Source organism: Variovorax sp. LjRoot290, assembly GCF_964253985.1.
In the GTDB taxonomy this organism is placed as follows: domain Bacteria; phylum Pseudomonadota; class Gammaproteobacteria; order Burkholderiales; family Burkholderiaceae_C; genus Variovorax.
Window position 1 is genome coordinate 338,041 of sequence record NZ_CAXURW020000001.1, and the last position, 22,775, is coordinate 360,815.

Consider the following 22,775-nt stretch of genomic DNA (forward strand, 5'->3'; position numbering starts at 1 on the left):
TTTCCTGACCTGGGCGGTCAGCTTCGGCGGCCGCCGCCGGGCCGCCCCAAGGCGGGGCGCGCCTCCCCCTCGGGGGTGGAGTTACACGAAGCGAAGCGCAGTGAAAAGCCGGGAGGCCTTAGTTCGGGAGTGCGATGACGAAGCTGGCGCCGCCGCCGGGGCGGTCTTCGCAGCGCACGCTGCCGCCATGGCGCTCGGTGATCGATTTGACCAGCGCCAGGCCGAGGCCCACGCCGCCGTTGCGCTCGCTGGCGCCCGGCAGCCGGTAGAAGGGTTCGAAGATGCGATCACGCAGCGCGGCCGGCACGCCGGGGCCGCGATCGTTGACGCGGATCTCGGCGGCGCTGCTGGTGCTGTCGAGCTGCACGCTGATCTCGCCGGCCCCGTAGCGCCGCGCGTTCTCGAGCAGGTTGCGGATCGCGCGCCGCAGCAGGCGGGGCACGCCGCGCACCGTCAGCGCGTCGCTGCTGGCGTCTTCGGCCACGTCGAGTTCGGCATCGACGCGCGCGCACTCTTCGGCAGCCAGGCCGGTGAGGTCGACCGTTTCGACCGTGCCCATGTCGGCTTCCTTGGCGTCGAGCCGGCTCGCGAGCAGGATCTCGTCGATCAGCTGGTCGAGCTCGGCGATGTTGCGCGCAATTTCCTCGCGCGCGGCCTCGCTCGGCCGCTCGCCCATCAGTTCCAGTCCCATGCGGATGCGCGTGAGCGGCGAGCGCAGCTCGTGCGAGGCATTGGCCAACAGCGACTTGTGCGAGCGCACCAGTTGCTCGATGCGGGCCGCCGCCCCGTTGAATCGATTGGAAAGATCGGCCACTTCGTCCTGCCCTTCTTCGGCGACGCGCACCGACAAGTCTCCTTCGCCCCAGCGCTGCACGCCGCGTTGCAGCGCCTCGAGGCGCTTGGTGAGCCGACGCACGATCGGGTAGACGCCCAGCGCCACGGCGACGCCGACCAGTGCGACCATCCAGCCCAGCCCGAAAGGCGTGCGCCAGGCCGTCAGCCCGCTGGTGCCGCTCGGGCGCGGGCGCGGCGCCACGCGCAGCGAGAGCGCGCGGCCGTCCTCGAGCGTGACGTCGAATTCGAGCCCCTGGCCGGGCACGCGCACGGCGCTGCCGGTGCCGATGGCGCGGTCCTGGTTGTTGAGCACCACGACCTCGCGCGGCACGGCCGACAGCCGCTCGCGCTCGTTCTCGGCCGCCTCGCGCACGATCCAGTTGGCGGTGAGGGTGAGGATGACGACGCCGGCCACCACCGCCAGCCAGATGCGGACGTAGAGGTGGCGCCGGTAGAGATTGCGCAACATCAGGGGCTGTCCTAGTCCTGCTGCTTCGCGAACACGTAGCCTACGCCGCGCACGGTCAGGATGCGCTTCGGATTCTTGGCGTCGACTTCGATCGCCGCACGGATGCGGCCCATGTGCACGTCGATCGAGCGGTCGAAGGCCTCGAGCTCGCGGCCGCGCACGGCTTCCATGATCTGGTCGCGCGTGAGCACGCGGCCGGCGCGCTCGGCCATCGCGACCAGCAGGTCGAACTGGTAGGAGGTGAGGTCCGCCGGCGCCCCGGCGACCGTGACCGTGCGCGCGTTGCGGTCAATCTCCAGCGTGCCGAAGCGCATCACGGTGGCGGCCGCCGCCGCGCTCGTGCTTTCGCTGCGGCGGCGCAGCACGGCGCGGATGCGCGCCAGCAGCTCGCGCGGCTCGAAGGGCTTGGGCAGGTAGTCGTCGGCGCCGATCTCCAGGCCGATGATGCGGTCCATCGGGTCGCCCTTGGCGGTCAGCATCAGCACCGACACCTTGGCCAGCCCGTTGGGCAGGGCCCGAATCCGGCGGCAGACCTCGAGGCCGTCGGTGTCCGGCAGCATCAGGTCGAGGATCACGAGATCGGGCGAGCGCTGCTGCAGCAGCTCGAGCCCGCTGGCGCCATCCGCGGCGTGGCTGAAGCCGAAGCCCGACTGGGTGAGGTATTCGCCCACCATCTGCGCCAGGCGGGCGTCATCTTCGATCATCAGGAGTTGGGGGGTGCTCATGGTTGTAGGTTCTCCCTGTGGCGCCAAGCAGGCTTGAACGCTCCGTAAAGTTGGCGTAAACCTCGAAGCGACTGGTATCGATCAGTTCGGCGCGAAGAGCATGGAGGCGGGCGCCGGGCCATGCGAGGCGGCCGTCATTTTCTCGGATAGCACGGCGCGCAGGGTGAGGCCGTCGAGGCCCGGGTGCTCCCGGGTGGCGCGCAGCAGGATCTCGCCGGCCAGCGCACGCAGCTGTTCGACCGAGGCCCGCATGCGTGTCCGAAAGGCTTCGTCGTCGAGCCGATCGTTGAGGCTGCGGTTGAGTTCGGCAAACCACGGCAGCGCGGCCTGGTCCAGCATCACGGCCGGATTGCGCTTCGCGCTCACGGCCGACCATGCGCGCAGGAAGTCCTGCACCGCGAAGTTGAGCCGCTGGCAATGCTGGAGCTCGTCGCGCAGGCTGCCCAGCAGCGCGAGGTCGGTCAGCCGCTGCTGGAAGAAGATCTGCGAAAGCACGCCCCAGTAGTAGGTGTAGTCCCAGATCACCTTCACCGGCAGCACCTCGGGGTCGCCGAAGAGCGGGTACTGGTCGGTGTAGAGCGCGAGCGTGCTTTCGTAGAAGGAGTGGTAGATCTGGTCGTAGAGCTGGGCGCGCGCATCCACCGAGCGCCCGGCGCGGTCGTGCGCGATCAGGTCGGTGATGTAGGTGTTGCTCATCGCGATGAAATCGCTGCCCGGCGAATAGAAGGGGTCGAGGAAGAGCCCCGCTTCGCCGGTCAGCGCCCAGCGCCGGCCCGAGAACACCTGCTTGCAGCCGTACGAGAAGTCGCGGAAGAAGGCGAAATCCTGCAGCAGGTGGCGCTTGCCGTCGAGTTCGTCGAAAAGGCGCGGCTGCCAGGTCCGGAACCACTCCATCGCCTTGTCGAAGCTGTCGATGGTTTCCATCGGATGCAGCCGCGGGTCGGCCACGATGCCGACCGAGTGCGAACCCGAGGCCAGCGGAATCAGCCAGACCCAGTAGCCGGCGCCGACCAGGTGGTTGGTCGAGAGCCACCGCGCCTGCGGCTCGCAGCGCGCTCGCCACTCGGCGTTGTCGGACCAGTCGTCGATGGTGATGCGCTCGCCGATGCGGAACCACACGGCATTGCAGTCGTGCGCATTGGGCTCGGCCAGCCCGAGCTTGCGCTTGAGCATGCCGGCGCGCCCGCAGGCGTCGATGAGCCAGCGCGCGTGGACGAGGTGGGTTTCGCCGTCCTGCGTCCAGTTGAGCCGGTGCGGCTCGCGCGGGTCGTCGGCCAGCTCGATCCGGCGCACCAGTGCGCTGTCGACGAAGCGCACGCCGCGGCGCGTGGCTTCCTCGGCCAGGTAGTTCTCGAAGATGCCGCGGTCGATCTGGTAGCTCGGCACCGCGAGGTAGCGGCTGGCGCCGATCTCGGTCACCTGGTCGATGTCGCGCCGGCCCTCGCTGAAGAAGAAGCGGAAGCCGAACTTGCGCAGCTGGGCGCCGTGCATGTGCGGTTTGAGGCCCAGCACCGTGTCGAAGTAGTGCGCGCCGATCTCGACCGAGGATTCGCCCACCTTGTGCGCCGCATGCGGCACCGGATGCGCGCGGCGCTCCAGCACCACGATGTCGATGTCGGCGAAGCGCCGCTTGAGCTGCAGCGCGAGCGTGAGCCCCGCCAGTCCCCCGCCCATGATCACGACATCGTGCCGGCGAAGGATGGGGTTCATGGCGGCTTCCTCAGCCCTGCGGTTCGAGCCGCAGTTGCAGCGACAGCGTGGCCGACAGCGGCAGGGCGAGCGCCTCCGGCTTGCCGCGCGCCAGGGTTTCGAACAAGGGCAGCGCGTCGGCCATCGCATTGGCCTTCAACGCGCGCGCCGCATCGGAAGGCGGGCGTGGCGCGGCCGGCGCGCCGCTCGCGAGCGACCATTCGAAGGAGGCCACCGTGCGTTCGGTGCGCGCAGGTGCGAGCACCAGCGCCACGGCCAGCAGCTCGCGGCTGGTGACCACCGAGGCGAGCGCGCCCACGGCGGGCACGTCGAAGCCGGCCAGAAGCACCGCCTCCTGGTCGGCCGCGCACTGCGCCGCGGCCTCGAGCAGGGCGGTCGCAAAGCTGCTTTCGTAGGCCGACACCGAATTGCTCGCCGCCATGCAGCCGGTGCCGATGGTCCAGTAGCCCACCGCCGCGTTGTGCACCGAGTTGTGGAACTTGATCGGCGACAGCAGCTTGGGGTCGCTGGCGAGCGTGCTGGACATGTAGTCGTTGATGCCGAGGTCGCCGTGCGCCGAGGCGAACACGCAGGGCAGCTGCGCGGCGTCGCGGCCCGAGGCGGCGATCGCGGCCGCCGCAACCTCGAGCGCGAGCGCCACCGTGTCGGGCGCGCGCCGCCGCTCGGCCGGCGCCAGCAACTGCGGCGAAGGCCGCTTGGCCAGCGGATCGGCCGGCTGCGCCTCGCCGCGGAACACGGCGCGTGCGGTCTCCCAGCCCGGCAGGGTCGGCGCCCAGAAGGCCGGGCCTTCGATGTAGAGGGTCGGCGTCTTCATGCGCGCGCCCCCTTGCCGAACACCAGCGAGCAGTTGTTGCCGCCGAAGCCGAAGGAATTGGAGAGCGCGTAACGCACCTCGCCGTGCGCGGGCTGCAGCCTGATCTGCGGGCCGCATTCGGCATCCAGCGTGGTGGTGTTGACGGTGCCCGGCTTCAGCCCGCGTTCGATGGCCAGCAGGCTGATCACCGCCTCGACGATGCCGGCCGCGCCCAGCGTGTGGCCGGTGAAGCCCTTGGTCGAGCTCGCATGCGTGCCTGCTGGAAAGCGGCGCGCCACCAGCGCGCCCTCGACCTCGTCGTTCTTCATGCTGGCCGTGCCGTGCATGTTGATGTAGTCGATGGCGTCGGGCGCGAGGCCGGCGCGCGCCAGCGCATCGTCGAGCGCGCGCTCCGCGCCCAGGCCTTCGGGATGGGGTGTGGACATGTGGTGGGCGTCGCTCGCCTCGCCGTAGCCCAGCAGTTCGAGCCTGCCGGCGCCGCGCTCGAGCAGCGCGAAGCCCGCGGCCTCGCCCAGGCTGATGCCGTTGCGAGTGGCGTCGAAGGGCCGGCAGGGCTCGGGCGAGACCAGCTCGAGCGAATTGAAGCCGAACAGCACGCTGCCGCACAGCGTGTCCACGCCGCCGACCACGGCCGCGTCGACCAGGCCCAGGCGAATCAGCCGCTCGGCCGAAGCGAAGACCTTGGCGCTCGACGAACAGGCGGTCGAAATGGTCTCGGCCGGGCCTTCGAGCCCGAGCGCCTGCTGCACGAACATCGCGAGCGAATGGGGCGTGTGGACCAGGGGCCGCCGTTGATCGGCCGGGAAGCCGCCGTCGGCGTCGAGCTGCGTGTAGGCCAGTTCGGTCTCGCCGATGCTCGAGGTGGAGGTGCCGAGCACCAGCGCGATGCGCGCCGCGCCGTAGCGCTCGCGCGCCGCCGCCACCGCTTCGATAAAGCCGTCGGCCTGCAAGCCGAGCCAGGCCAGGCGGTTGTTGCGGCAATCCCAGCCGGCCAGGTCTTCGGGCAGCCGGAGCGATTCGAGCCCGTCGACGCGGCCGATCCAGGTCGGAAGCGGCGTGGCGCCGAAATCGTTGGCGCGCAGGCCGCTCTTCGATTGTTCGAGGGCGGCTACGAGGGCTTCCTTGCCGATGCCGACGGCCGAGGTCGCGGTGTAGGCGCTGATCTGAAGAGGAGGAATGCAGGAGGGCACGGTGCTGGGGAAAGGGGTGGGATGGACGTGGCGCAAGACTACCAGTTGGTTGCCGGATCGCGATGTCGGTCAATCCCCCGGCTCAAGGCGCGCCGTTGAGGTGCGCCTGGGCAGCGGCGGCAAGCTGCGGGTCGAAGGTGGCGAGCGGCGCCCGGAGCTCGGCCGCGAGCCACAGGTAGGCGGAGTCATAGACCGAGATCTGGTAGCGCTGCGCCAGCGCATATTGCGCGGCGATGTCGACCGGGTGCAACTGGATGTCGTCGGCGTGGTAGTCGCCCAGCGCGAGCGCGACGGAGTCCGCAGGCCAGTCCTGCCGCAGCTTCTTGAGCGCGACGCTCGCGATCTCGTGATCGAGCAGATTCGGCGCGTGCAGGCTGTGGCCGACCAGGCGCGCCAGCGCGGCATCGCGCATCGGCTCGTCGAACAGCACGGCACTGAGCGCGCTGCAGTCGACCACCATCGGCGGCCGGATCAGGTAGGGCACCGGCGGTTCGGCGGTTCGGCGGCGCGGGGAGCGGGGGCCGGCGCCCTCACCGGACGTCCCGTTCGGTGCGAATGATGTCGACCGCGTCGGGGCCGTGGGCGATGGGCTGCGGGAAGCGGGCGCGGTGCTCGGCCGCGATCTGTTCGATGGACTTGCTCGCGCGCTGAAAGGCGTGGGAGGGCACGGGCTTCGGCTCCCCGGCGGCCTGTTCGATGATGGCCATCAGCTCGCCTTGCAGCGAGCGGTGGTTGCGTGCGGCGCGTTGCCGCAGGCGCTCGGCGATATCGTCAGGAACGCCTTTGATCGACAGATTGGCCACTCGAATGCCTGCGAAATGGAGTCATTATGGCGCCGATTTGAAGGCTCGAGAGGCCAGCGCCACCAGTAGCAGCACCGGCGCACCCAGCGCCGCGGTGCCGATGAAGAAGGCGCTGTAGCCGTAGTGGTCGACGAAGACGCCCGAGTAGCCGGCAATGAACTTGGGCAAGAGCAGCATCAGCGAGCTGAACAGCGCGTACTGCGTGGCCGAGTAGCTGATGTTGGTCAGGCTCGACAGGTAGGCGATGAAGGCGGCCGATGCGATGCCGCCGGCCAGGTTGTCGGCCGAGACCACCAGCACCAGGCCGGTGAGGTCGTGCCCGCGCGTTCCCAGCCAGGCGAACAGCAGGTTGCTCGCGGCGCTCAGCACCGCGCCCAGCATCAGCACGCGCATCACGCCGAAGCGCATCGACAGCACGCCGCCGACGAAGGCGCCGGCCAGCGTCATCACCACGCCGTAGATCTTGCTGACCGTCGCCACCTCGTCCTTGGTGAAACCCATGTCGACGTAGAAGGGGTTGGCCATGATGCCCATCACCACGTCGCTGATGCGGTAGACCGCGATCAGCGCGAGGATCAGCGCGGCCTGCCACTTGTAGCGGCGGATGAAGTCGGCAAAGGGCTCGATCAGCACGCTTTGCAGCCACTCGGCCGCGTTCTTCGCCTTCGGCAGCGCCACGCGCACCGGCTCGGGCGACAGCAGCACCGTGATCACGCCCACCGCCATCGAAGCCGCCATCACGAGGTAGGCGGCCTTCCAGGCGCCGTTCTGGTAGCCCGCGGCGCCGGCGATCTCGGCCCAGGCCGCGATCCACAGCACGCCGGCGCCGGCCCAGATCATCGCGAGCCGGTAGCCGGTCTGGTAGGCCGCCGCCAGCGCGGCCTGCTTGCGCGTGGCGGCCGATTCGATGCGGAAGGCGTCGAGCGCGATGTCCTGCGTGGCCGAGCCGAAAGCCACCAGCAGCGCGCACCAGACGAGCGGTGCGAGCCCGGCGCGCGGGTCGTTGAAAGCCATGCCGACGATGCCGGCGATCACCGTCGCCTGCGCCAGCAGCAGCCAGCCGCGGCGGCGCCCGAGCAGCGTGGTCAGCGGCGGGATCGGCAGCCGGTCCACCAGCGGCGCCCACACCCACTTGAAGCCATAGGCCAGGCCGACCCAGCTCAGGTAGCCGATGGTGGTGCGGTCGATGCCCGCCTCGCGCAGCCGGAAGCTCAGCGTGCCCAGCACCAGCAGCAGAGGCAGGCCCGCGGAGAAGCCCAGCGCGAGCATGCGCAGCGTGGCCGGTTCGAGATAAACCTTGAGCGCGTCGCGCCAAGGCAGGGCAGGAGAGGCTTCGTCAGCCGGGGGTGCGGACATGAATGAGGGTCTTTGGGGCTCTCTTATTATTCCCGCATGTGTTTGCGCTGCACTTCTCGCTCCGGAACCTGGCAAGCCCGCCGCGCATTTCTGCTGGTTGCGGGCGCGGCCGCGGTGACGCCGGCGCTCGCGCAGGTCGAGGTCGGCAAGTCCTCGGTGGCGCGCAACCTGGTACCGGCCGAGAACGTCGAGCAGGCCGGCGTGCAGCAATACGGCGAGCTGATGGCGCAGGCCAGGGCCAAGGGCGCGCTGGCCGGCGAGGGCAATGCTCAGCTGCAGCGCCTGCACGCCATCTCGGCACGCATCATCCCGTTCGCGGCGCAATGGAACGAGCGCGCCGCGCGCTGGAAGTGGGAGCTCAATCTGATCGGCAGCAAGCAGATCAACGCCTTCTGCATGCCGGGCGGCAAGATCGCCTTCTTCACTGGCATCCTCGACCAGCTCAAGCTCAGCGACGACGAGGTCGCGATCGTGATGGGCCACGAGATGGCGCATGCGCTGCGCGAGCATGCGCGCGCCCGCCTGGCCAAGAGCGCGGGCACGGGCGCCGCGCTGTCGATCACGGCCCAGCTGCTGGGCCTCGGGCAGGCCGGCGACCTTGCGGCGCGGGCCGGCACGCAACTGCTGACGCTCAAGTTCAGCCGCAGCGACGAGACCGATGCCGACCTGGTCGGGCTCGAACTCGCCGCGCGCGCCGGCTACGATCCGAAGGCTTCGATCTCGCTGTGGAACAAGATGGCGCAGGCCTCGAAGAACCAGGGCGGGCTGAACTTTCTCTCGACGCACCCGAGCGGGCCGGACCGCATCGCCAAGCTCGAGGCCAACGTGCCCAAGGTCGAAGGGCTCTACCGCGCGGCGAAGCGCGGCTGAGCTGTCTTCGAGCTATTCCACCGGATAGGGGCCGTCCGCGAAGACGGTCGCGTGGTAGCCCTTGGAGCCGATCGCCTGCGCCAGCGCGCTGCGATGGTCGCCACCGGTGCGCAGGCGTTCGATGACCGCCTGGAAGTCGTGGCGCGGTTGCCAGCCGAGCTCGGCGCGTGCGCGATCGTTGACGTAGACGCGGTCGATCTCCGGGAACATGCGCCACCCGCGCCGCGCGTACTCGGCCTCGAATTGCGGCACGTGGCGTGCCACCACCGCGGGCAGGTCGGTGCGCAGCGTCGGCAAGTCCTCGCGCGTGAAGGGCGAGCTCGCGCTGATGATGTAGCGGCCGAAGCCGATCCCGGCCGCGCGGTCGATGGCGAGAAGGTGCGCCTCGACCACGTCCTCGACGTCGACCCGGCGATGCAGGAACTCGTTGACCTTCGCGTTCGCGTCCTCGTAGCGCTCGCGAACATGCCGGTGGTCATCTTCCTCGGGAAAGAAGCGCGAGGTCCGCAGCACGATGCAGGGCAGCCCCTGCTGGCGCTGGAACAGCTCGCACAGGTCCTCGGCCGCGACCTTGGTGGCGCCGTAGATGTTCTTCGGCACCGGCGCCACGTCCTCGGTGACCCAGGCCGCCGGCGCCCCCGGCGGCGGCGTCAGCGCACGGCCGAAGGCGCTGGTGGTGCTGGTGAAGACGAAGGCGCCGACGCCTGCGGCCACCGCTTCTTCCAGCAGGTTCAGCGTGCCCGTGATGTTGGTGTCGACGAAGTCCTGGCGGCTGTGCGTGGCCACGTGGGGCTTGTGCAGTGTCGCGGTGTGGAGCACGGCATCGACGCCCCGCATGCAGCGGGCCACGAGGGCGCGGTCCGCGATCGAACCGACATGGCGTGTGTACGGCGACGCCAGCGCGTCGATGCCGACTGCCTCGTGCGTCGTGGCCTGCAGGCTGCGCATCAGCGCCTCGCCGAGGTGGCCGGAACTGCCGGTCACGAGAATCTTCACGGTAGACCTTTCATGAGTGCTTGCTCGGATGATGATGTCCGGATATGGCCGGGCAAGTGCACCGCGCTTCGCGATCATCGCTGCGTCATTACAACGAAAGCGAGCCGATCCATGACCGACGCGGAGATCCAGGATTTCATCACCCAATTCGCCGCCGCATGGGCCACGAGGGATGGCGAGGCCTTTCTCGCGCTCTGGCATCCGGACGGGGTGCTGCGCACGCCGCTGGTCGATCGCCCCATTGCCGGCAACGAGCTCGGGCGCCTGAACGACGTGCAGCGGGAGGCCGCGCCCGACCTCGTCTGGCAGCTCCTGGACTGGAGCTCGCGCGGCGACATCGTGATCATCGAATGGCAGTGCACGCGCCAAGTCGGCGGCAAGCGCTTCGACTGGCGCGGTGTCGACAAGTTTCGGCTGAGGGACGGCAAGATCGCCGAGGAGCGCGTCTACATGGACACCGCGCTGCTGCGCGCGCTGCGCTCCGGCGTCGACCCGGAGCCGATCAGGCAGGCCGCCGGCCAGGGCGTTGCGTTCGAGCCGCTGTCCGTGCTCTGAAGCTGCGCCTTGCAGGATCAGGCAAGAAGCGCGGGCGAATCGGCTACCGCCTCATGCTCCCTCGTTCCTAGACTTCGTTCCACTCCCCCGCAGCCAAGGAACGCAACATGTCAGGAATCGAAGGAAAAGTCGTCGCCATCACCGGCGCGAGCAGCGGCATCGGCGAAGCCACCGCCAGGCTCCTGGCACAGCGCGGCGCGCGCGTGCTGCTCGGGGCCCGCCGCATCGGCCGGCTGAATGCGCTCGCCAATGAGATCGTCGAAGCCGGCGGTTCGGCGCGCTACCAGGCGCTCGACGTCACGCGGCGCGCCAGCATGCAGTGTTTCATCGACGAGGCGACCGAGGCTTTCGGCCGCGTCGACGTGATCGTCAACAACGCCGGACTCAAGGTCGACGAGTGGGACCGCATGCTCGACGTCAACGTGCGCGGCGTGCTGCACGGCATCGCCGCCGGCCTGCCGCGCATGCGCGCGCAGGGCTGCGGGCAGTTCGTCTATTGCGCCTCCAGGTTCGCGGTGCACGCGATCTCCGAACGGCTGCGCCAGGAGGCGGGCGGCGACATCCGCGTCACCGTGATCTCGCCGGGCGTGACCGAGTCGCCCACGGCCATCGCGCGTGCCATCGCCTTTGCGATCGAGCAGCCGGAGGACGTGGACGCCAGCGAAATCATCGCGCGCCCGACGGCGAGCCCCCACTGAAAAGGAGCCCGACCATGCACAGCCATCTGCTTTTGCTCGGCCTCGCCATGGGCGTCATGACGGCGCCGCCCGCCGACGCGCAACGCGCCCCCGACTCGATTCAAGGACCCAAGGCAATGACGACCACCAACAACCGATCGAACGACCAGAACGCCTACGCCGGCATGTGGGTGACCAAGGACGGCTACATCCGCCACGAGCTCCTGCCCGGCGGACGCTACGACGAGGCGCGCGGCAATCGCAAGAGCGCCTATCAGGGCCGCTATGTGCTCGCCGGCGATCACATCGACTACGTGGACGACACCGGCTTCACCGCCGACGGCGAGTTCCGTGACGGCGTGCTCTACCACGCGGGCATGCTGCTGTACCGCGAGCACAAGCGCTGATATGGCTTGATCCTGTCAAGAGGGCGAACCGAACCCTCCGGGTGCCGGATTGCAGAATCTTTCGTGAATGCCGGATCGGGAACGCGACGGAGCCCGAGTGCGTAAGCGACGGTTGATCATGCTGATATGCGTGGATTGGCTACCGACAGTTCATGTGTTCGTCGCGGGGCTGCCTGCTTTCTAGGGTCTGCGGTCGGTCACTGGCGTGGCTGTGCAATAGCGCTCCCGAGGATTCCCCTGTGGCCGTGGCTGCGCCGCGTTCCCGATCCGGCCTCAAGATGGTTGTTCGATAGGGCGCCTCCTTGGTGATGTGTGCCAGGCCATCGCTGGTTCAGGTTGAGGCCGCCGGTGGCGGCGTCACCTCGCGCGCGATGGCCCATACGAACCCGGAGAGTTCGCGCGCGATGGCCACGACGACCTTGTTGTGCGGCATGTGCCGCGCCCTCATCCTCTTGAAGCGCGTGCACAGTCGCAGTTGCGCAGTCCAGGCGATGTCGGTCACGGCCTTGGGCAGGTCCGCCTGGCGCTTGGCGATGTCTGCGCTGACTCTTGCTGGATAGCGGTACAGATGCGCCACCTCCACCAGCATGCGCCGCGCCGCCGAGTTGCCGGCCTTGGTGATGGCGCCCTGGCGGCGGCGCTGGCCGCTGGAGGCTTCGCTGGGTACCAGGCCCAGGTAGGCCATCAACTGGCGAGGGTTGGCGAAGCGGTGGAAGTCCTGGATCTCGGCCACCAGCGTGACCGCGGCAATGAGTTGCACACCGCGCAGTGCTTGAAGCGCGGCCACCACCGGTGCCAGCGACCAACCCGCCAACGCATCGCGCAGCGACTGCTCCAGCCTTGCGATGCGTGCTCCCGATTCGCTCACCGCGTGCAGGTACTCCTGGAAGGCGATCTGCTGCGCGGCGTGCGGCAGCGCCAGGCTGGCCAGCCAGCGCAGATGCGCCGCCGTCCAGGCGCTCTTGCCCGAGTACACCACGCCGCTGCGCAGCAGCAGCGCCTTCAGCCGGTGGCGCGCGTTGCGCTGTTCCCGCACCGCGTCCTCGCGGGCCCGCACCAGGTCGCGTAGCGCCTCGTCCACGGCGTCGGGCACGCGCACCGCATTGAGTTCACCCGCGCGCGCCAGGCGCGCCAGCATCAAGGCATCGCGGCGGTCGGTCTTCACCCGATCACCCGAGCGCTTGGGGATGGACGAGGGCGCCACTACCTCGCAGTGATAGCCCAGCGCGGCGAGGTGGCGCTGCAGCACGAAGCCGCAGGGGCCCGCTTCGTAGACGACATGTAGGCAATGGCCCCGGCTGACCAGGCGGCGCAGGGCCTTGGTGACGGCAACGACGCCGCCGGCAACCGCGCCCAGATGGCGCACTTCGCCGTCACGGCCGGCCTCGGCCAGGGCGATGTCGATGCTGTCCTTGTGGACGTCCAGGCCAACGTAAACGGTGGCCGCAGTGGTGGTAGATTGACTCATGGCCCGTCTCCTTGCACGTTGCACGCTGTCCGCCCCTCGGGGTCCAGCGTTGTGGCTCGGCGCACCAACGGTGCGCAACCCACGATAGTCCCGGAGACGGGCCTCCTAACGGCTCAAGCCATTCTGTCTAGCCCAACCGGGACAGCGGCCTTGCGCCGCATTCCGCTGGCACGCCACTTGCATCTCGTCTTGTACACAAGACAGGATGCTTGATGATGGTGCATGAAATTGCCTCGCTTCGCGGCGAGGCGCCAGAGCCGGTGAACGAGTGGGCCGCGCAGGCATGGATCGCGCGGCTCAACCGGCCGCTGGCCGGCGCACCCGCCGGCCCGCTCGCCGGCCTCAGCTTCGCCGCCAAGGACAACATCGACGCCGCCGGCATGCCGACCACGGCGGCCTGTCCGGCCTTCGCCTATACGCCGGCCACCCACGCGCATGTGGTGCAGCGGCTGCTCGATGCCGGTGCAAGCCTCGCCGGCAAGACCAATCTCGACCAGTTCGCCTGCGGCCTGAACGGCACCCGTTCGCCCTATGGCGCCGTGCCCAACAGCTTCGATGCGCGCTACGTGTCGGGCGGCTCGAGCTCCGGCTCGGCCTACGTGGTCGCCACCGGCCAGGTCGACTTCGCCCTGGGCACGGACACCGCGGGCTCGGGCCGGGTGCCAGCCGGGCTCAACAACATCGTCGGCATCAAGCCCTCGCGCGGCCTGATCAGCGCGCGCGGTGTGGTGCCGGCGGCGCAGAGCGTCGATTGCGTGTCGATCTTCGCAAGGACCGTGGGCCTGGCCGCGCGCGTGCTGCAGGCGGCGATGGGCTTCGATGCCGAAGATCCCTATTCGCGCGAGTTGAAGCTCGCCGCCGAACCCTTGCCCGCGCGCTTGCGCTTCGGCCTGCCCTCGGCGCCGCGCTTCTTCGGCGATGCGCTGTCGGCGGTCGCCTTCGAACGCGCCGTCGCGCAGATGCAGGCCCTGGGCGGAACGCCGGTGGCGATCGACTACGCGCCGCTGGCCGAAGCCGCCGCGCTGCTCTACGACAGCGCGCTGGTCGCCGAGCGCTATGCCGCCGTCCGCGGCTTCTTCGACGCGCATGAAAGCGAAGTGATCGAGCCGGTGCGCGGCATCCTGGCCGCGGGCCGGCGCTACAGCGCGGCCGACTTCGTCGATGCGCGCGCGAAGCTGCACGCACTCGGCCAGCGCGCGGCCGCGATGTGGCGCGACATCGACGTGCTGTTGGTGCCCACCGCGCCCGCGCACTACACGACCGACGCGATGCAGGCCGCGCCGGTGGCGCTCAACCGCAACCTGGGCGAATACACCAACTTCGTGAACCTGCTCGACTATGCGGCGATCTCGGTGCCGAGCAGCCTGCGCGAGGACGGCCTGCCCTTCGGCATCACGCTGATCGGCCGCTCGGGCAGCGACTTCCAGCTGGCCGAACTGGGCCAGCGCTTCCACCACGCCACCGGCCTGCCGCTGGGCGCGACCGGTGCGCCGCTGCCCGCGCCCGAGGCGCTGCCGCTGATCGCGGCCGAGCCCATGGTCAGGCTCGCGGTGGTCGGCGCACACCTGTCGGGCATGCCGCTGAACGGCCAGCTGACGGAGCGCGGCGCCACGCTCGTGGCGCAGACGGCGACCGCGCCGCACTACCGCCTCTACGCCTTGCCCGGCACGGTGCCGCCCAAGCCCGGACTGGTGCGCGTGCCGGGCACGAAAGGTGCGGCGATCGCGGTCGAGGTGTGGCAGATGCCGCTCGCGCACTACGGCTCCTTCGTGTCGCTGATTCCGGCGCCGCTCGGCATCGGCACCCTGGCGCTGGCCGACGGCAGCAGCGTGCAGGGCTTTCTCTGCGAAGGGCTGGCGCTCGAAGGCGCCGAAGACATTACGCATCTGGGCGGCTGGCGCCGCTACATCGAGTCCCGCAAGGCAACGACAAGGAGTGTTCCATGAGCATCGTCAACTCGATACCCGCCGCGTCGCGCCGACGTGTGCTGCAAGCCGGCGCCGCGGGCATCGCCGCGCTCGCCGCACCCTCGCTGGTGCTGGCCCAGGCCGCGCCGAAGATCCGCATCGGCTATTGGCCGGTGGCGGCGGGCCTGCCCTTCTTCGCGGCCATCGATCGCGGCTACTTCAAGGAAGCCGGCCTCGAGGTCGAGCCGCTCAAGTTCGCCGGCGCGCAGCAGGTGATGGAAGCGATGCTCTCGGGCCGCTCCGACGGCAGCTCCAACGGCACCGGCTCGGCCAACCTCGCCATCGGCGAGATCGCGCAGCCCGGCCTGTTCAAGATCTTCTGCACCAACCCGAGCAACGCCAAGTTCGTGCTCGACGAGTTCATCGTCGCCAAGGACAGCCCGATCAAGACCATGGCCGAGCTCAAGGGCAAGAAGGTCGCCTCCGGTCCCGGCATCCAGAACATGACCTTGTGCAAGACGATGCTGGAGCGCGCCGGCGCCACCGGCGCGATGGTCTCCGAACTGCCGATCGGCCAGCACGTCGCATCGCTGGTCGCAGGCCAGGTCGATGCCTGCTACACACTGGAGCCCACGGGCACGGTCGGCCGCATGAACGGCACCACGCGCATGATCGAGGCCGGCGTCGTCGCCAAGTACATCCTCGGCGATCCGATGGCGCCGTGGCATGGCGGCGCCGCCAGCCTGACCACCGAATTCATCAAGAAGAATCCCGAAGCAGCAAAGAAATTCATCGCCGCCTACGCGCGCGGCGTCGAGCTTGTGCGCACCAAGCCCGGGGACGCGCGGCAACACATGAAGGGCTACACCGCGATCGAGGGTGCGCTCACGGCCGAGGTGCCGCTGGCTTCGTACATGCTCTACAACGAGTTCAAGCCCAGCGACGTCGCCTACTTCCAGAAGTTCTACGACCTGTTCACCGAGAAAGGCATCTTCGAGAAGAAGGTGCCGGTGGACGGCTTGCTCTACAAGGGCTGATCATGGCCACCACGAGCACCAGCCCCGCGGCTGCCGCGCCTTGGACCGCAGCCGCCGGCGCCGCGGCCGCTGCCGCGCCGAAGAAGTCGTCATGGAGCAAGTGGCTGCCCGCCATCGGCCCCATCGTGCTGTTCATCCTCTGGGACCTGGTGGTGCGGCTCGGCTTCATCAAGCCGATCCTGCTGCCGACGCCGGCCGACACCATCGCGGCGCTGGTTACCGGCCTGGCGGGCGGCCCGCTGCTGATGGATTTCGCGGTCACGGTCTGGCGCACGCTGCAGGCCTTCCTGATCGCGGCGGCCATCGGCGTGCCGCTGGGCGTCTTGCTCGGCAGCAACGAGAAGGCCTATCGCAGCGTCGAGTTCCTGATCGACTTCTTCCGCTCCACGCCGTCGTCTGCGCTGATCCCGCTGTTCCTCCTGATTTTCGGCGTGTCCGACGTCAACAAGGTGGCCATCGCGGCCTTCGGCGCGCTGCTGATCGTGGTGTTCAACAGCGCCTACGGCGTGATCAACGCGCGCAAGCAGCGCGTGATGGCAGCGCGCGTGATGGGCGCCTCGCGCTGGCAGATCTTCAAGGACGTGCTGGTGTGGGAGAGCCTGCAGCCTTCTTTCGTCGGCCTGCGCTCGGCAGTCTCGATGGCGTTGGTGATCGTGATCGTGGCCGAGATGTTCATCGGTTCCGACAACGGCCTGGGCCACCGCATCATCGATGCGCAGCAGGTGCTCAACGTCAAGAGCATGTACGCGGCGATCCTCGCGGCGGGCGCGCTGGGCTATGCGCTCAACATCCTTTTCCTCTTGGCCGAGCGCCGCATCGTGCACTGGAGCGGAAGATGAGAGCTGCCACCGACACCGTCATCAACGGCCCGGTGTACGCCGATGTGCCGAAGCCCGTCTTCGCGCCCGGCCCCGCCGGCACGCACATCACCATCCGCGGCCTCACCAAGTACTTCGCAGGCTGGCCGCTGTACGAGAACTTCGACCTCGACATTCCAAAACACAAGATCGTCTCGGTCTTCGGGCCCAACGGCTGCGGCAAGTCGACCCTGATCAACATGATCGCGGGGCTGATTCCGATCGATTCGGGCGAGATCCTGTTCGACGGCAAGTCGCTGAAAGACACCAAGATTGGCTACGTGTTCCAGAACTACCGCGAAGCGATGTTCCCGTGGATGCGCACCATCGACAACATCGCCTACCCGCTCAAGCTCGAAGGCCGCTCCAAGGCCGAGGTCGACCGGCGCATGGCGGAACTGGTCGCTTCCTTCGACGTCAAGTTCGATCTGCACCGCTATCCGTACGAGCTCTCGGGCGGCCAGCAGCAGACGGCCTCGATCATGCGCGCGCTGGCGCCGAATCCCGAGGTGCTGTTCCTCGACGAGCCCTTCTCCGCGCTCGACTTCGAGATGACGCTCTTCATCCGCGAGAAACTGCAGGAAGTCTTCATGCAGACCGGCACCACGATGCTGCTGGTCTCGCACGACCTGGAAGAGGCGGTGTACCTGGCCGACCAGGTGCTGCTGCTGACCAAGCGGCCGACGAAAGTGGCAGAGATCCTCGACTACGCGGACGCGCGCCCGCGCACGCTGGAGACGCTGAGCGCGCCGAGTTTCATCAGCACCAAGAAGCTGAGCCTCGAGATCTTCCAACGCGAGGTGAGACGATGACGCCCAGGCAGATCGAGGCTTACGTCGATGCCGCGGCGGCCGCGCTCGATCTGAAGCTGCGGCCCGACCATCGCGCCGGCGTGCTGCGCTACTTCGCGCTCGCGGCCGAATTCGCGGAGGTGGTGGAGGCCGTGCCGCTGGACCCGCACGCAGAACCGGCCGTCCACTTCTCGCCGGTCGTCCCCCCGGAGCCCGGCGCATGACACCCGCCGCCCTGCTGCTGCAGGATGCCGCCGTGATGGCGCAGGCGGTGCGCTCGGGCGCGGTGAGCGCGGTCGCGCTGGCGCAGGCCAGCCTGGACCGCATCGCCGCGACCGACGGCCGCGTCAACGCCTTCACCGAGGTGGTCCGCGAGCGCGCGCTGCGCCGCGCCGGCCAGGTCGATGCCTCGCTGGCCTCCGCGCACGGCGTGCGCACGCGCGAGCTGCCGCTGCTCGGCGTGCCGTTCGCGGTCAAGAACCTGTTCGACATCGCCGGCCTGCCGACACTGGCCGGCTCGAAGATCGAGCGCGACCGCATGCCCGCTCGCAGCGACGCGACGCTGGTGCGCCGCCTCGAAAGCGCCGGCGCGGTGCTGGTCGGCGCGCTCAACATGGACGAGTACGCCTACGGCTTCACGACCGAGAACAGCCATGTCGGCGCGACCCACAACCCGCATGACCTCGACCGCATCGCCGGCGGCTCCTCCGGCGGCTCCGGCGCCGCGGTGGCGGCCGGCCAGGTGGCGCTCGCGCTCGGCTCCGACACCAACGGCTCGATCCGCGTTCCCGCTTCGCTCAACGGCGTGTTCGGGCTCAAGCCCACATTCGGCCGGCTGCCGCGCACCGGCAGCTATCCCTTCGTCTCGAGCCTGGACCACCTCGGGCCCTTTGCACGTTCGGTGCGCGACCTGGCACTGGCCTACGACGCCATGCAGGGACCGGAACGACTGGCGCCGCGCGACCCCGGCTGCGCCCAGCGCGCCGTGGAGCCGGTCGCCAACCTGCTGTCGCGCGGCGTGCAGGGCCTGCGCGTCGGTGTGCTCGGCGGCTGGTTCCGGCAGCGCGCACAGCCCGAGGCGCTCGCCGCGGTCGACGCCGTGGCCCAGGCACTGGGCGCGAGCCGCACCGTCGAGCTGCCGATGGTCGAGGCCGGGCGCGCCGCCGCTTTCCTGATCACCAACTCGGAAGGCGCAGCGCTGCACCTGAGCGATCTGCGCACGCGCGCGCAGGACTTCGAGCCGCTCTCGCGCGACCGTTTCCTGGCCGGCGCGCTGCTGCCGGCCGCCTGGGTGGCGCGCGCGCAGCGCGTGCGGCGCCTCTATGCCGAGCAGGCGGCGCGGGTCTTCGAGCGCTTCGACATCCTGCTCGCCGCGGCCACGCCCTGCGCCGCCACGCCCATCGGCGCCGAATGGTTCGAGCTCAACGGCCAGCGCGTGCAGGTGCGGCCCAACATGGGCGTGCTGACCCAGCCCATCTCGTGCATCGGCCTGCCGGTGTGCGCCGTGCCGGTGTGGGGTGCGCACGCGAGCCTGCCGATCGGCGTTCAGGTGATCGCCGCGCCCTGGCGCGAAGACCTGGTGCTGCGCGTGGCCGCCGCGCTCGAATCGGCCGGCGTGGTGCAGTCGCCCGTCGCCACCCTCTCGTGAAGAACGACACGATGACGCCCGAGATCAACCTCCCCGACGTGCTGGCCGAAGTGACGGCCGCCTTCGCGCGCTACGAAGACGCGCTGGCCCACAACAAGGTCGAGGTGCTCGACGAACTGTTCTGGAACAGCCCGCACACGCTGCGCTACGGCGCGACCGAGAACCTCTACGGCTACGAAGAAATCCAGGCCTTCCGCGCCGCGCGGCCCTCGCAGGGCTTGGCACGCGACGTGCTGCGCACCGCGATCACCACCTATGGCCGCGACTTCGCCACCGCCAACATCGAGTTCCGCCGCGAAGGCAGCGCGAAGACGGGACGCCAGAGCCAGACCTGGATGCGCACCGACCAGGGCTGGCGCGTGGTGGCCGCGCACGTGAGCCTGCTTGCCTGATCAATCCCTCCCAGTCCCCACCCACTTCCAGGAGCAACCATGAGCCAGTTCAACCGCCGCGATTCCCTCAAGTCCCTCGCCGCACTTGCCTCCGCCACCACGCTCGGCGGCTGGAACGCGCTGGCGAGCGCGCAGAAGCCGCTGACCGTGGGCGTGATCTACGTCGGCCCGCGCGACGACTACGGCTACAACCAGGCGCATGCGCAGGCCGCGGCCGAGCTCAAGAAGATGCCCGGCATCAAGCTGGTGGAAGAAGAGAACGTGCCCGAGACCGCGGCCGTGCAGAAGACCATGACCGGCATGATCGCGCAGGACGGCGCCAAGCTGCTGTTCCCCACCTCCTTCGGCTACTTCGATCCGCACATCCTGGCCGTGGCACCGAAGAACCCCGACGTGCGCTTCTCGCACTGCGGCGGCCTCTGGTCCGAAGGCAAGCATCCGAAGAACGCCGGCAGCTTCTTCGGCTACATCGACGAGTGCCAGTACTTGAACGGCGTGATCGCCGGCCACATGACCAAGAGCAACAAGATCGCCTTCGTCGCGGCCAAGCCCATTCCGCAGGTGCTGCGCAACATCAATGCCTTCACCATGGGCGCGCGCTCGGTCAAGCCCGGCATCACCTGCAGCGTGATCTTCACCGGCGACTGGTCGATGGCCGTCAAGGAAGCCGAGGCCACCAACAGCCTGGCCGACCAGGGCTGCGATGTCTTCACGATGCACGTCGACGGCCCCAAGGTGGTGGTCGAGACCGCGGCCAAGCGCGGCAAGATGGTCTGCGGCTACCACGCGAGCCAGGCCAAGCTGGCGCCCAACGCCTACCTCACCGGCGCCGAGTGGAACTGGCTCACGGCCTACAAGACCATCATCGAAGCGGCGCAGGCCGGCAAGCCGCATCCCAACTTCCTGCGCGGCGGCTTGAAGGAGGGCTACGTGAAGACCTCGACCTACGGTCCGATGGTGAGCGACGCGGCGAAGAAGAATGCCGACGAGATCAAGGGCAAGATGATCGCGGGCAGCTTCGACATCTTCCAGGGTGGGTTGAAGGACAACAAGGGCGTGGTCGTCATTCCCGCCGGCAAGGCGCTCAAGCAGACCGACCTCGAGCTCGAGAAGATGAACTACCTCGTGGAAGGCGTGGTCGGCTCGATCGGCTGAAATGTTTGCCCCCCGGCTTTTCACTCGCTGCGCTCGTGTAACTCCACCCCCCGAGGGGGAGGCCCGGCCGCCCTGGGGCGGCCCGGCGGCGGCCGGCAACCTGCATCAATGATCATGCCCAACGCCTTGAAAGAAGCCGCCCTCCCGGCGTTCGCCATCGCGGCGGCGCTGCTGCTGTTCGGCGTTTTCGTCTGGTTCGCCGGCGTGAGTCCGCTGGAGGTCTGGGTCATCCTCTTCAAGGGCGCCTTCGGCGACTGGTTCTCGTGGCAGAACACCTTGCAGCGCGCCGCGCCGCTGATGCTCACCGCGCTGTGCGTCGCGATCCCCGCGCGCGCCGGCCTGGTCGTGATCGGCGGCGAGGGCGCGCTGGTGCTGGGCGGCCTGGCCTGCGCGGCCTTGCCTTATGCGCTGCCGCTGCCGGGCAATGCGATCGGCACCGTAGCCCTGTGCCTCGCCGGCGCGCTGGCCGGTGCGCTGTGGATCGCGCTGGCCGGCTGGTTGCGCCAGTACCGCGGCATCAACGAAACCATCAGCAGCCTGCTCTTGGCCTATGTCGCCATCGGGCTTTTCAAGCATTGGGTCGAGGGCGCGCTGCGCGATCCTGCCAGCCTCAACAAGCCGGCCACGCGCTCGCTCGCGGAGGGGCTGGCCATCGGCGGCATCGGCGGCTCGGACGTGCATTGGGGGCTCGCGATCGGCATCGTGGCCTGCCTGGCCTCGGGGCTGTGGCTGCGCGCCACGGCCTCGGGCTTTGCGGTTCGGGTGGTGGGCGGCAATCCGCGCACCGCGCAGCTGGTCGGGCTGCCCGCGAACCGGCTGATCCTCGCCGCTTGCGGCCTCGGCGGCGCCTGTGCCGGCGTGGCCGGCGCGGTCGAAGTCGCGGCGGTTCACACCAACGCCAATGCCTCGCTGATCGCGGGCTACGGCTATGCCGGCATCCTGGTGTCCTTCATTGCGCGCCACAACCCGGTGGCCGTGATTCCGGTGGCGATCTTGTTCGGCGGCTTCGGCGCCGCGGGCAGCCTGCTGCAGCGGCGGCTCGGCCTGCCCGATGCGTCGGTGCTGGTGCTGCAGGGCATCGCCTTCGTGCTGATTCTTGCGAGCGAGGGGCTGCGCATGGTCGACTGGAAGACGCTGCTCAAGAACCGCATGCCGCGTCCCGCCGAGCCGCAGATGCGCAAGGAGCCGGTATGACCGCCGACCAATGGATCGCACTTGTGGCCGGCATCGTCGGCGGCGCCTTGCGCGTCGGCGCACCTTTTCTCTTCGTGAGCCTCGGCGAATGCCTGACCGAGAAATCGGGCCGCATCAACCTCGGCCTCGAAGGCGTGCTCGTGCTGTCGGCCATGGCCTCCTTCGGCGGCGCCTGGCTCACCGGCTCGGCCTGGCTCGGCGTGCTGATCGGCGCCGCGGCCGGTGCGCTGCTGGCGCTGCTGCATGGCCTCTTGTGCTCGCTCGACCGCGTCAACGACGTTGCGACCGGCATTGCGCTGATGCTGTTCGGCACCGGGCTCGCGTTTTACCTCGGCAAGCCGCTGATCCAGCCGCAGGCGCCGCAGCTGCCGGCGATTCCGCTCGGCGACTGGAGCGACAACCCGGTGGTGCGCTCGGCGCTGCAGGTCAACGCTCTGGTGCCGATCGGCATCGCGGTCGCGCTGCTGCTGTGGTGGGCTTTTGCGCGCACGCGCATCGGCTTGCTGGTGCGCATGGCGGGCGACTCGGCCAATGCAACGCGTGCGCTCGGCTATTCGGTCGCGGGGCTGCGCATCGCGGCCACCACGGCGGGCGGCTTTATCGCCGGGCTCGGTGGAGCCTCGCTCACGCTCTTCTATCCGGGCAGCTGGAACGAGGGCATCTCGAGCGGGCAGGGGCTGATCGCAGTGGCGCTGGTCATCTTCGCTCGCTGGAGTCCGCTGCGCTGCATCGGCGCGGCGCTGCTCTTCGGCGGTGCCGGTGCCATCGGGCCGGCGCTGCAATCGATCGGCGTGGGCTGGGGCTACCACCTCTTCAACACGGTGCCCTATGTGCTGACGCTGGTGATCCTGGTGCTGACCTGCAAGCCGGGCAGCGTGGCGGCAGGCAGTCCCGGCGAGCTGTCGTCGACCCGCTGAGAA

Annotated in this window: 24 protein-coding genes; 14 read left to right on the forward strand and 10 right to left on the reverse strand. The window is 69.2% G+C overall.

Going from position 1 to position 22,775, the window contains the following annotated elements; genetic code table 11:
• Positions 1 to 118: 118 nt before the first annotated feature.
• The 8 genes from ACSQ9A_RS01760 to ACSQ9A_RS01795 form a co-directional block, all read right to left on the reverse strand.
• The gene (locus ACSQ9A_RS01760; protein ID WP_436292365.1) at positions 119 to 1,303 is read right to left on the reverse strand and encodes an ATP-binding protein; all 1,185 of its coding nucleotides are present in this window, start codon (positions 1,301 to 1,303) and stop codon (positions 119 to 121) included.
• 11 nt (positions 1,304 to 1,314) lie between these two features.
• Positions 1,315 to 2,028, reverse strand: coding sequence for a response regulator (locus tag ACSQ9A_RS01765; RefSeq protein WP_436302473.1), 714 nt, complete (start codon positions 2,026 to 2,028; stop codon positions 1,315 to 1,317).
• An 81-nt stretch (positions 2,029 to 2,109) separates the two neighbouring features.
• Complete coding sequence (locus ACSQ9A_RS01770; RefSeq protein WP_436302475.1) at positions 2,110 to 3,738, reverse strand: NAD(P)/FAD-dependent oxidoreductase; 1,629 nt, start codon at positions 3,736 to 3,738, stop codon at positions 2,110 to 2,112.
• A 10-nt stretch (positions 3,739 to 3,748) separates the two neighbouring features.
• On the reverse strand, positions 3,749 to 4,552 hold the full coding sequence (locus ACSQ9A_RS01775; RefSeq protein WP_093104281.1) for a beta-ketoacyl synthase chain length factor: 804 nt from the start codon (positions 4,550 to 4,552) through the stop codon (positions 3,749 to 3,751).
• Entirely contained in the window at positions 4,549 to 5,742 is a 1,194-nt protein-coding gene (locus ACSQ9A_RS01780; RefSeq protein WP_436302476.1) for a beta-ketoacyl-[acyl-carrier-protein] synthase family protein, read from the reverse strand. Before ACSQ9A_RS01780 ends, ACSQ9A_RS01775 begins: the two co-directional genes overlap by 4 nt.
• A gap of 82 nt (positions 5,743 to 5,824) precedes the next feature.
• Positions 5,825 to 6,226 carry a type II toxin-antitoxin system VapC family toxin gene (locus tag ACSQ9A_RS01785; RefSeq protein ID WP_436302477.1) on the reverse strand — a complete coding sequence of 134 codons (402 nt, stop codon included), beginning with the start codon at positions 6,224 to 6,226 and terminating at the stop codon, positions 5,825 to 5,827.
• 46 nt (positions 6,227 to 6,272) lie between these two features.
• Positions 6,273 to 6,545, reverse strand: coding sequence for a FitA-like ribbon-helix-helix domain-containing protein (locus ACSQ9A_RS01790; RefSeq protein ID WP_436292369.1), 273 nt, complete (start codon positions 6,543 to 6,545; stop codon positions 6,273 to 6,275).
• Positions 6,546 to 6,569: 24 nt separating this feature from the next.
• Positions 6,570 to 7,901: an AmpG family muropeptide MFS transporter gene (locus tag ACSQ9A_RS01795; protein WP_436302478.1), complete on the reverse strand. Its 1,332-nt coding sequence runs from the start codon at positions 7,899 to 7,901 to the stop codon at positions 6,570 to 6,572.
• Positions 7,902 to 7,937: 36 nt separating this feature from the next.
• Between ACSQ9A_RS01795 and ACSQ9A_RS01800 the strand changes: the two genes are divergently transcribed.
• A complete protein-coding gene (locus tag ACSQ9A_RS01800) occupies positions 7,938 to 8,771 on the forward strand; it encodes a M48 family metallopeptidase (protein WP_436302479.1) in 834 nt (277 codons plus the stop codon).
• 12 nt (positions 8,772 to 8,783) lie between these two features.
• Here ACSQ9A_RS01800 and ACSQ9A_RS01805 read toward each other — a convergent pair whose 3' ends face one another.
• Positions 8,784 to 9,767: an NAD-dependent epimerase/dehydratase family protein gene (locus ACSQ9A_RS01805; protein WP_436302480.1), complete on the reverse strand. Its 984-nt coding sequence runs from the start codon at positions 9,765 to 9,767 to the stop codon at positions 8,784 to 8,786.
• Between the two features lie 111 nt (positions 9,768 to 9,878).
• Here ACSQ9A_RS01805 and ACSQ9A_RS01810 point away from each other — a divergent pair, with 111 nt between their 5' ends.
• The 3 genes from ACSQ9A_RS01810 (at position 9,879) to ACSQ9A_RS01820 (ending at position 11,406) form a co-directional block, all read left to right on the forward strand.
• The gene (locus tag ACSQ9A_RS01810; RefSeq protein WP_436302481.1) at positions 9,879 to 10,322 is read left to right on the forward strand and encodes a nuclear transport factor 2 family protein; all 444 of its coding nucleotides are present in this window, start codon (positions 9,879 to 9,881) and stop codon (positions 10,320 to 10,322) included.
• A gap of 107 nt (positions 10,323 to 10,429) precedes the next feature.
• Positions 10,430 to 11,020, forward strand: coding sequence for an SDR family oxidoreductase (locus ACSQ9A_RS01815; protein WP_436292373.1), 591 nt, complete (start codon positions 10,430 to 10,432; stop codon positions 11,018 to 11,020).
• A 14-nt stretch (positions 11,021 to 11,034) separates the two neighbouring features.
• The gene (locus tag ACSQ9A_RS01820) at positions 11,035 to 11,406 is read left to right on the forward strand and encodes an Atu4866 domain-containing protein (RefSeq protein WP_436302482.1); all 372 of its coding nucleotides are present in this window, start codon (positions 11,035 to 11,037) and stop codon (positions 11,404 to 11,406) included.
• 331 nt (positions 11,407 to 11,737) lie between these two features.
• On the opposite strand, the gene ACSQ9A_RS01825 is transcribed toward ACSQ9A_RS01820, so the two are convergent.
• Positions 11,738 to 12,874 carry an IS110 family transposase gene (locus ACSQ9A_RS01825; RefSeq protein WP_436302483.1) on the reverse strand — a complete coding sequence of 379 codons (1,137 nt, stop codon included), beginning with the start codon at positions 12,872 to 12,874 and terminating at the stop codon, positions 11,738 to 11,740.
• 212 nt (positions 12,875 to 13,086) lie between these two features.
• Between ACSQ9A_RS01825 and atzF the strand changes: the two genes are divergently transcribed.
• The 10 genes from atzF to ACSQ9A_RS01875 all read left to right on the forward strand — a co-directional run bounded on the left by atzF (position 13,087) and on the right by ACSQ9A_RS01875 (position 22,772).
• On the forward strand, positions 13,087 to 14,820 hold the full coding sequence (gene atzF / locus ACSQ9A_RS01830; RefSeq protein ID WP_436302484.1) for an allophanate hydrolase: 1,734 nt from the start codon (positions 13,087 to 13,089) through the stop codon (positions 14,818 to 14,820).
• Complete coding sequence (locus ACSQ9A_RS01835; RefSeq protein WP_436302485.1) at positions 14,817 to 15,818, forward strand: ABC transporter substrate-binding protein; 1,002 nt, start codon at positions 14,817 to 14,819, stop codon at positions 15,816 to 15,818. The genes atzF and ACSQ9A_RS01835 overlap by 4 nt, the downstream gene beginning before the upstream one ends.
• Before the next feature lie 2 nt (positions 15,819 to 15,820).
• Positions 15,821 to 16,657 (forward strand): ABC transporter permease, encoded by an 837-nt coding sequence (locus ACSQ9A_RS01840; RefSeq protein WP_436302486.1) that lies wholly within the window; start codon positions 15,821 to 15,823, stop codon positions 16,655 to 16,657.
• On the forward strand, positions 16,654 to 17,487 hold the full coding sequence (locus tag ACSQ9A_RS01845) for an ABC transporter ATP-binding protein (protein ID WP_436302488.1): 834 nt from the start codon (positions 16,654 to 16,656) through the stop codon (positions 17,485 to 17,487). Before ACSQ9A_RS01840 ends, ACSQ9A_RS01845 begins: the two co-directional genes overlap by 4 nt.
• Positions 17,484 to 17,690, forward strand: a complete 207-nt coding sequence (locus tag ACSQ9A_RS01850; RefSeq protein ID WP_436292376.1) for an AtzG-like protein — start codon at positions 17,484 to 17,486, stop codon at positions 17,688 to 17,690. Before ACSQ9A_RS01845 ends, ACSQ9A_RS01850 begins: the two co-directional genes overlap by 4 nt.
• Entirely contained in the window at positions 17,687 to 19,114 is a 1,428-nt protein-coding gene (locus tag ACSQ9A_RS01855) for an AtzE family amidohydrolase (RefSeq protein ID WP_436302489.1), read from the forward strand. Before ACSQ9A_RS01850 ends, ACSQ9A_RS01855 begins: the two co-directional genes overlap by 4 nt.
• A gap of 11 nt (positions 19,115 to 19,125) precedes the next feature.
• Positions 19,126 to 19,506, forward strand: coding sequence for an oxalurate catabolism protein HpxZ (hpxZ, locus tag ACSQ9A_RS01860; RefSeq protein WP_436306236.1), 381 nt, complete (start codon positions 19,126 to 19,128; stop codon positions 19,504 to 19,506).
• Between the two features lie 39 nt (positions 19,507 to 19,545).
• A complete protein-coding gene (locus ACSQ9A_RS01865; protein WP_436302490.1) occupies positions 19,546 to 20,661 on the forward strand; it encodes a BMP family ABC transporter substrate-binding protein in 1,116 nt (371 codons plus the stop codon).
• Positions 20,662 to 20,775: 114 nt separating this feature from the next.
• Positions 20,776 to 21,855, forward strand: a complete 1,080-nt coding sequence (locus ACSQ9A_RS01870; RefSeq protein ID WP_436306237.1) for an ABC transporter permease — start codon at positions 20,776 to 20,778, stop codon at positions 21,853 to 21,855.
• Complete coding sequence (locus tag ACSQ9A_RS01875) at positions 21,852 to 22,772, forward strand: ABC transporter permease (RefSeq protein ID WP_436302491.1); 921 nt, start codon at positions 21,852 to 21,854, stop codon at positions 22,770 to 22,772. Before ACSQ9A_RS01870 ends, ACSQ9A_RS01875 begins: the two co-directional genes overlap by 4 nt.
• Positions 22,773 to 22,775 lie beyond the last annotated feature (3 nt).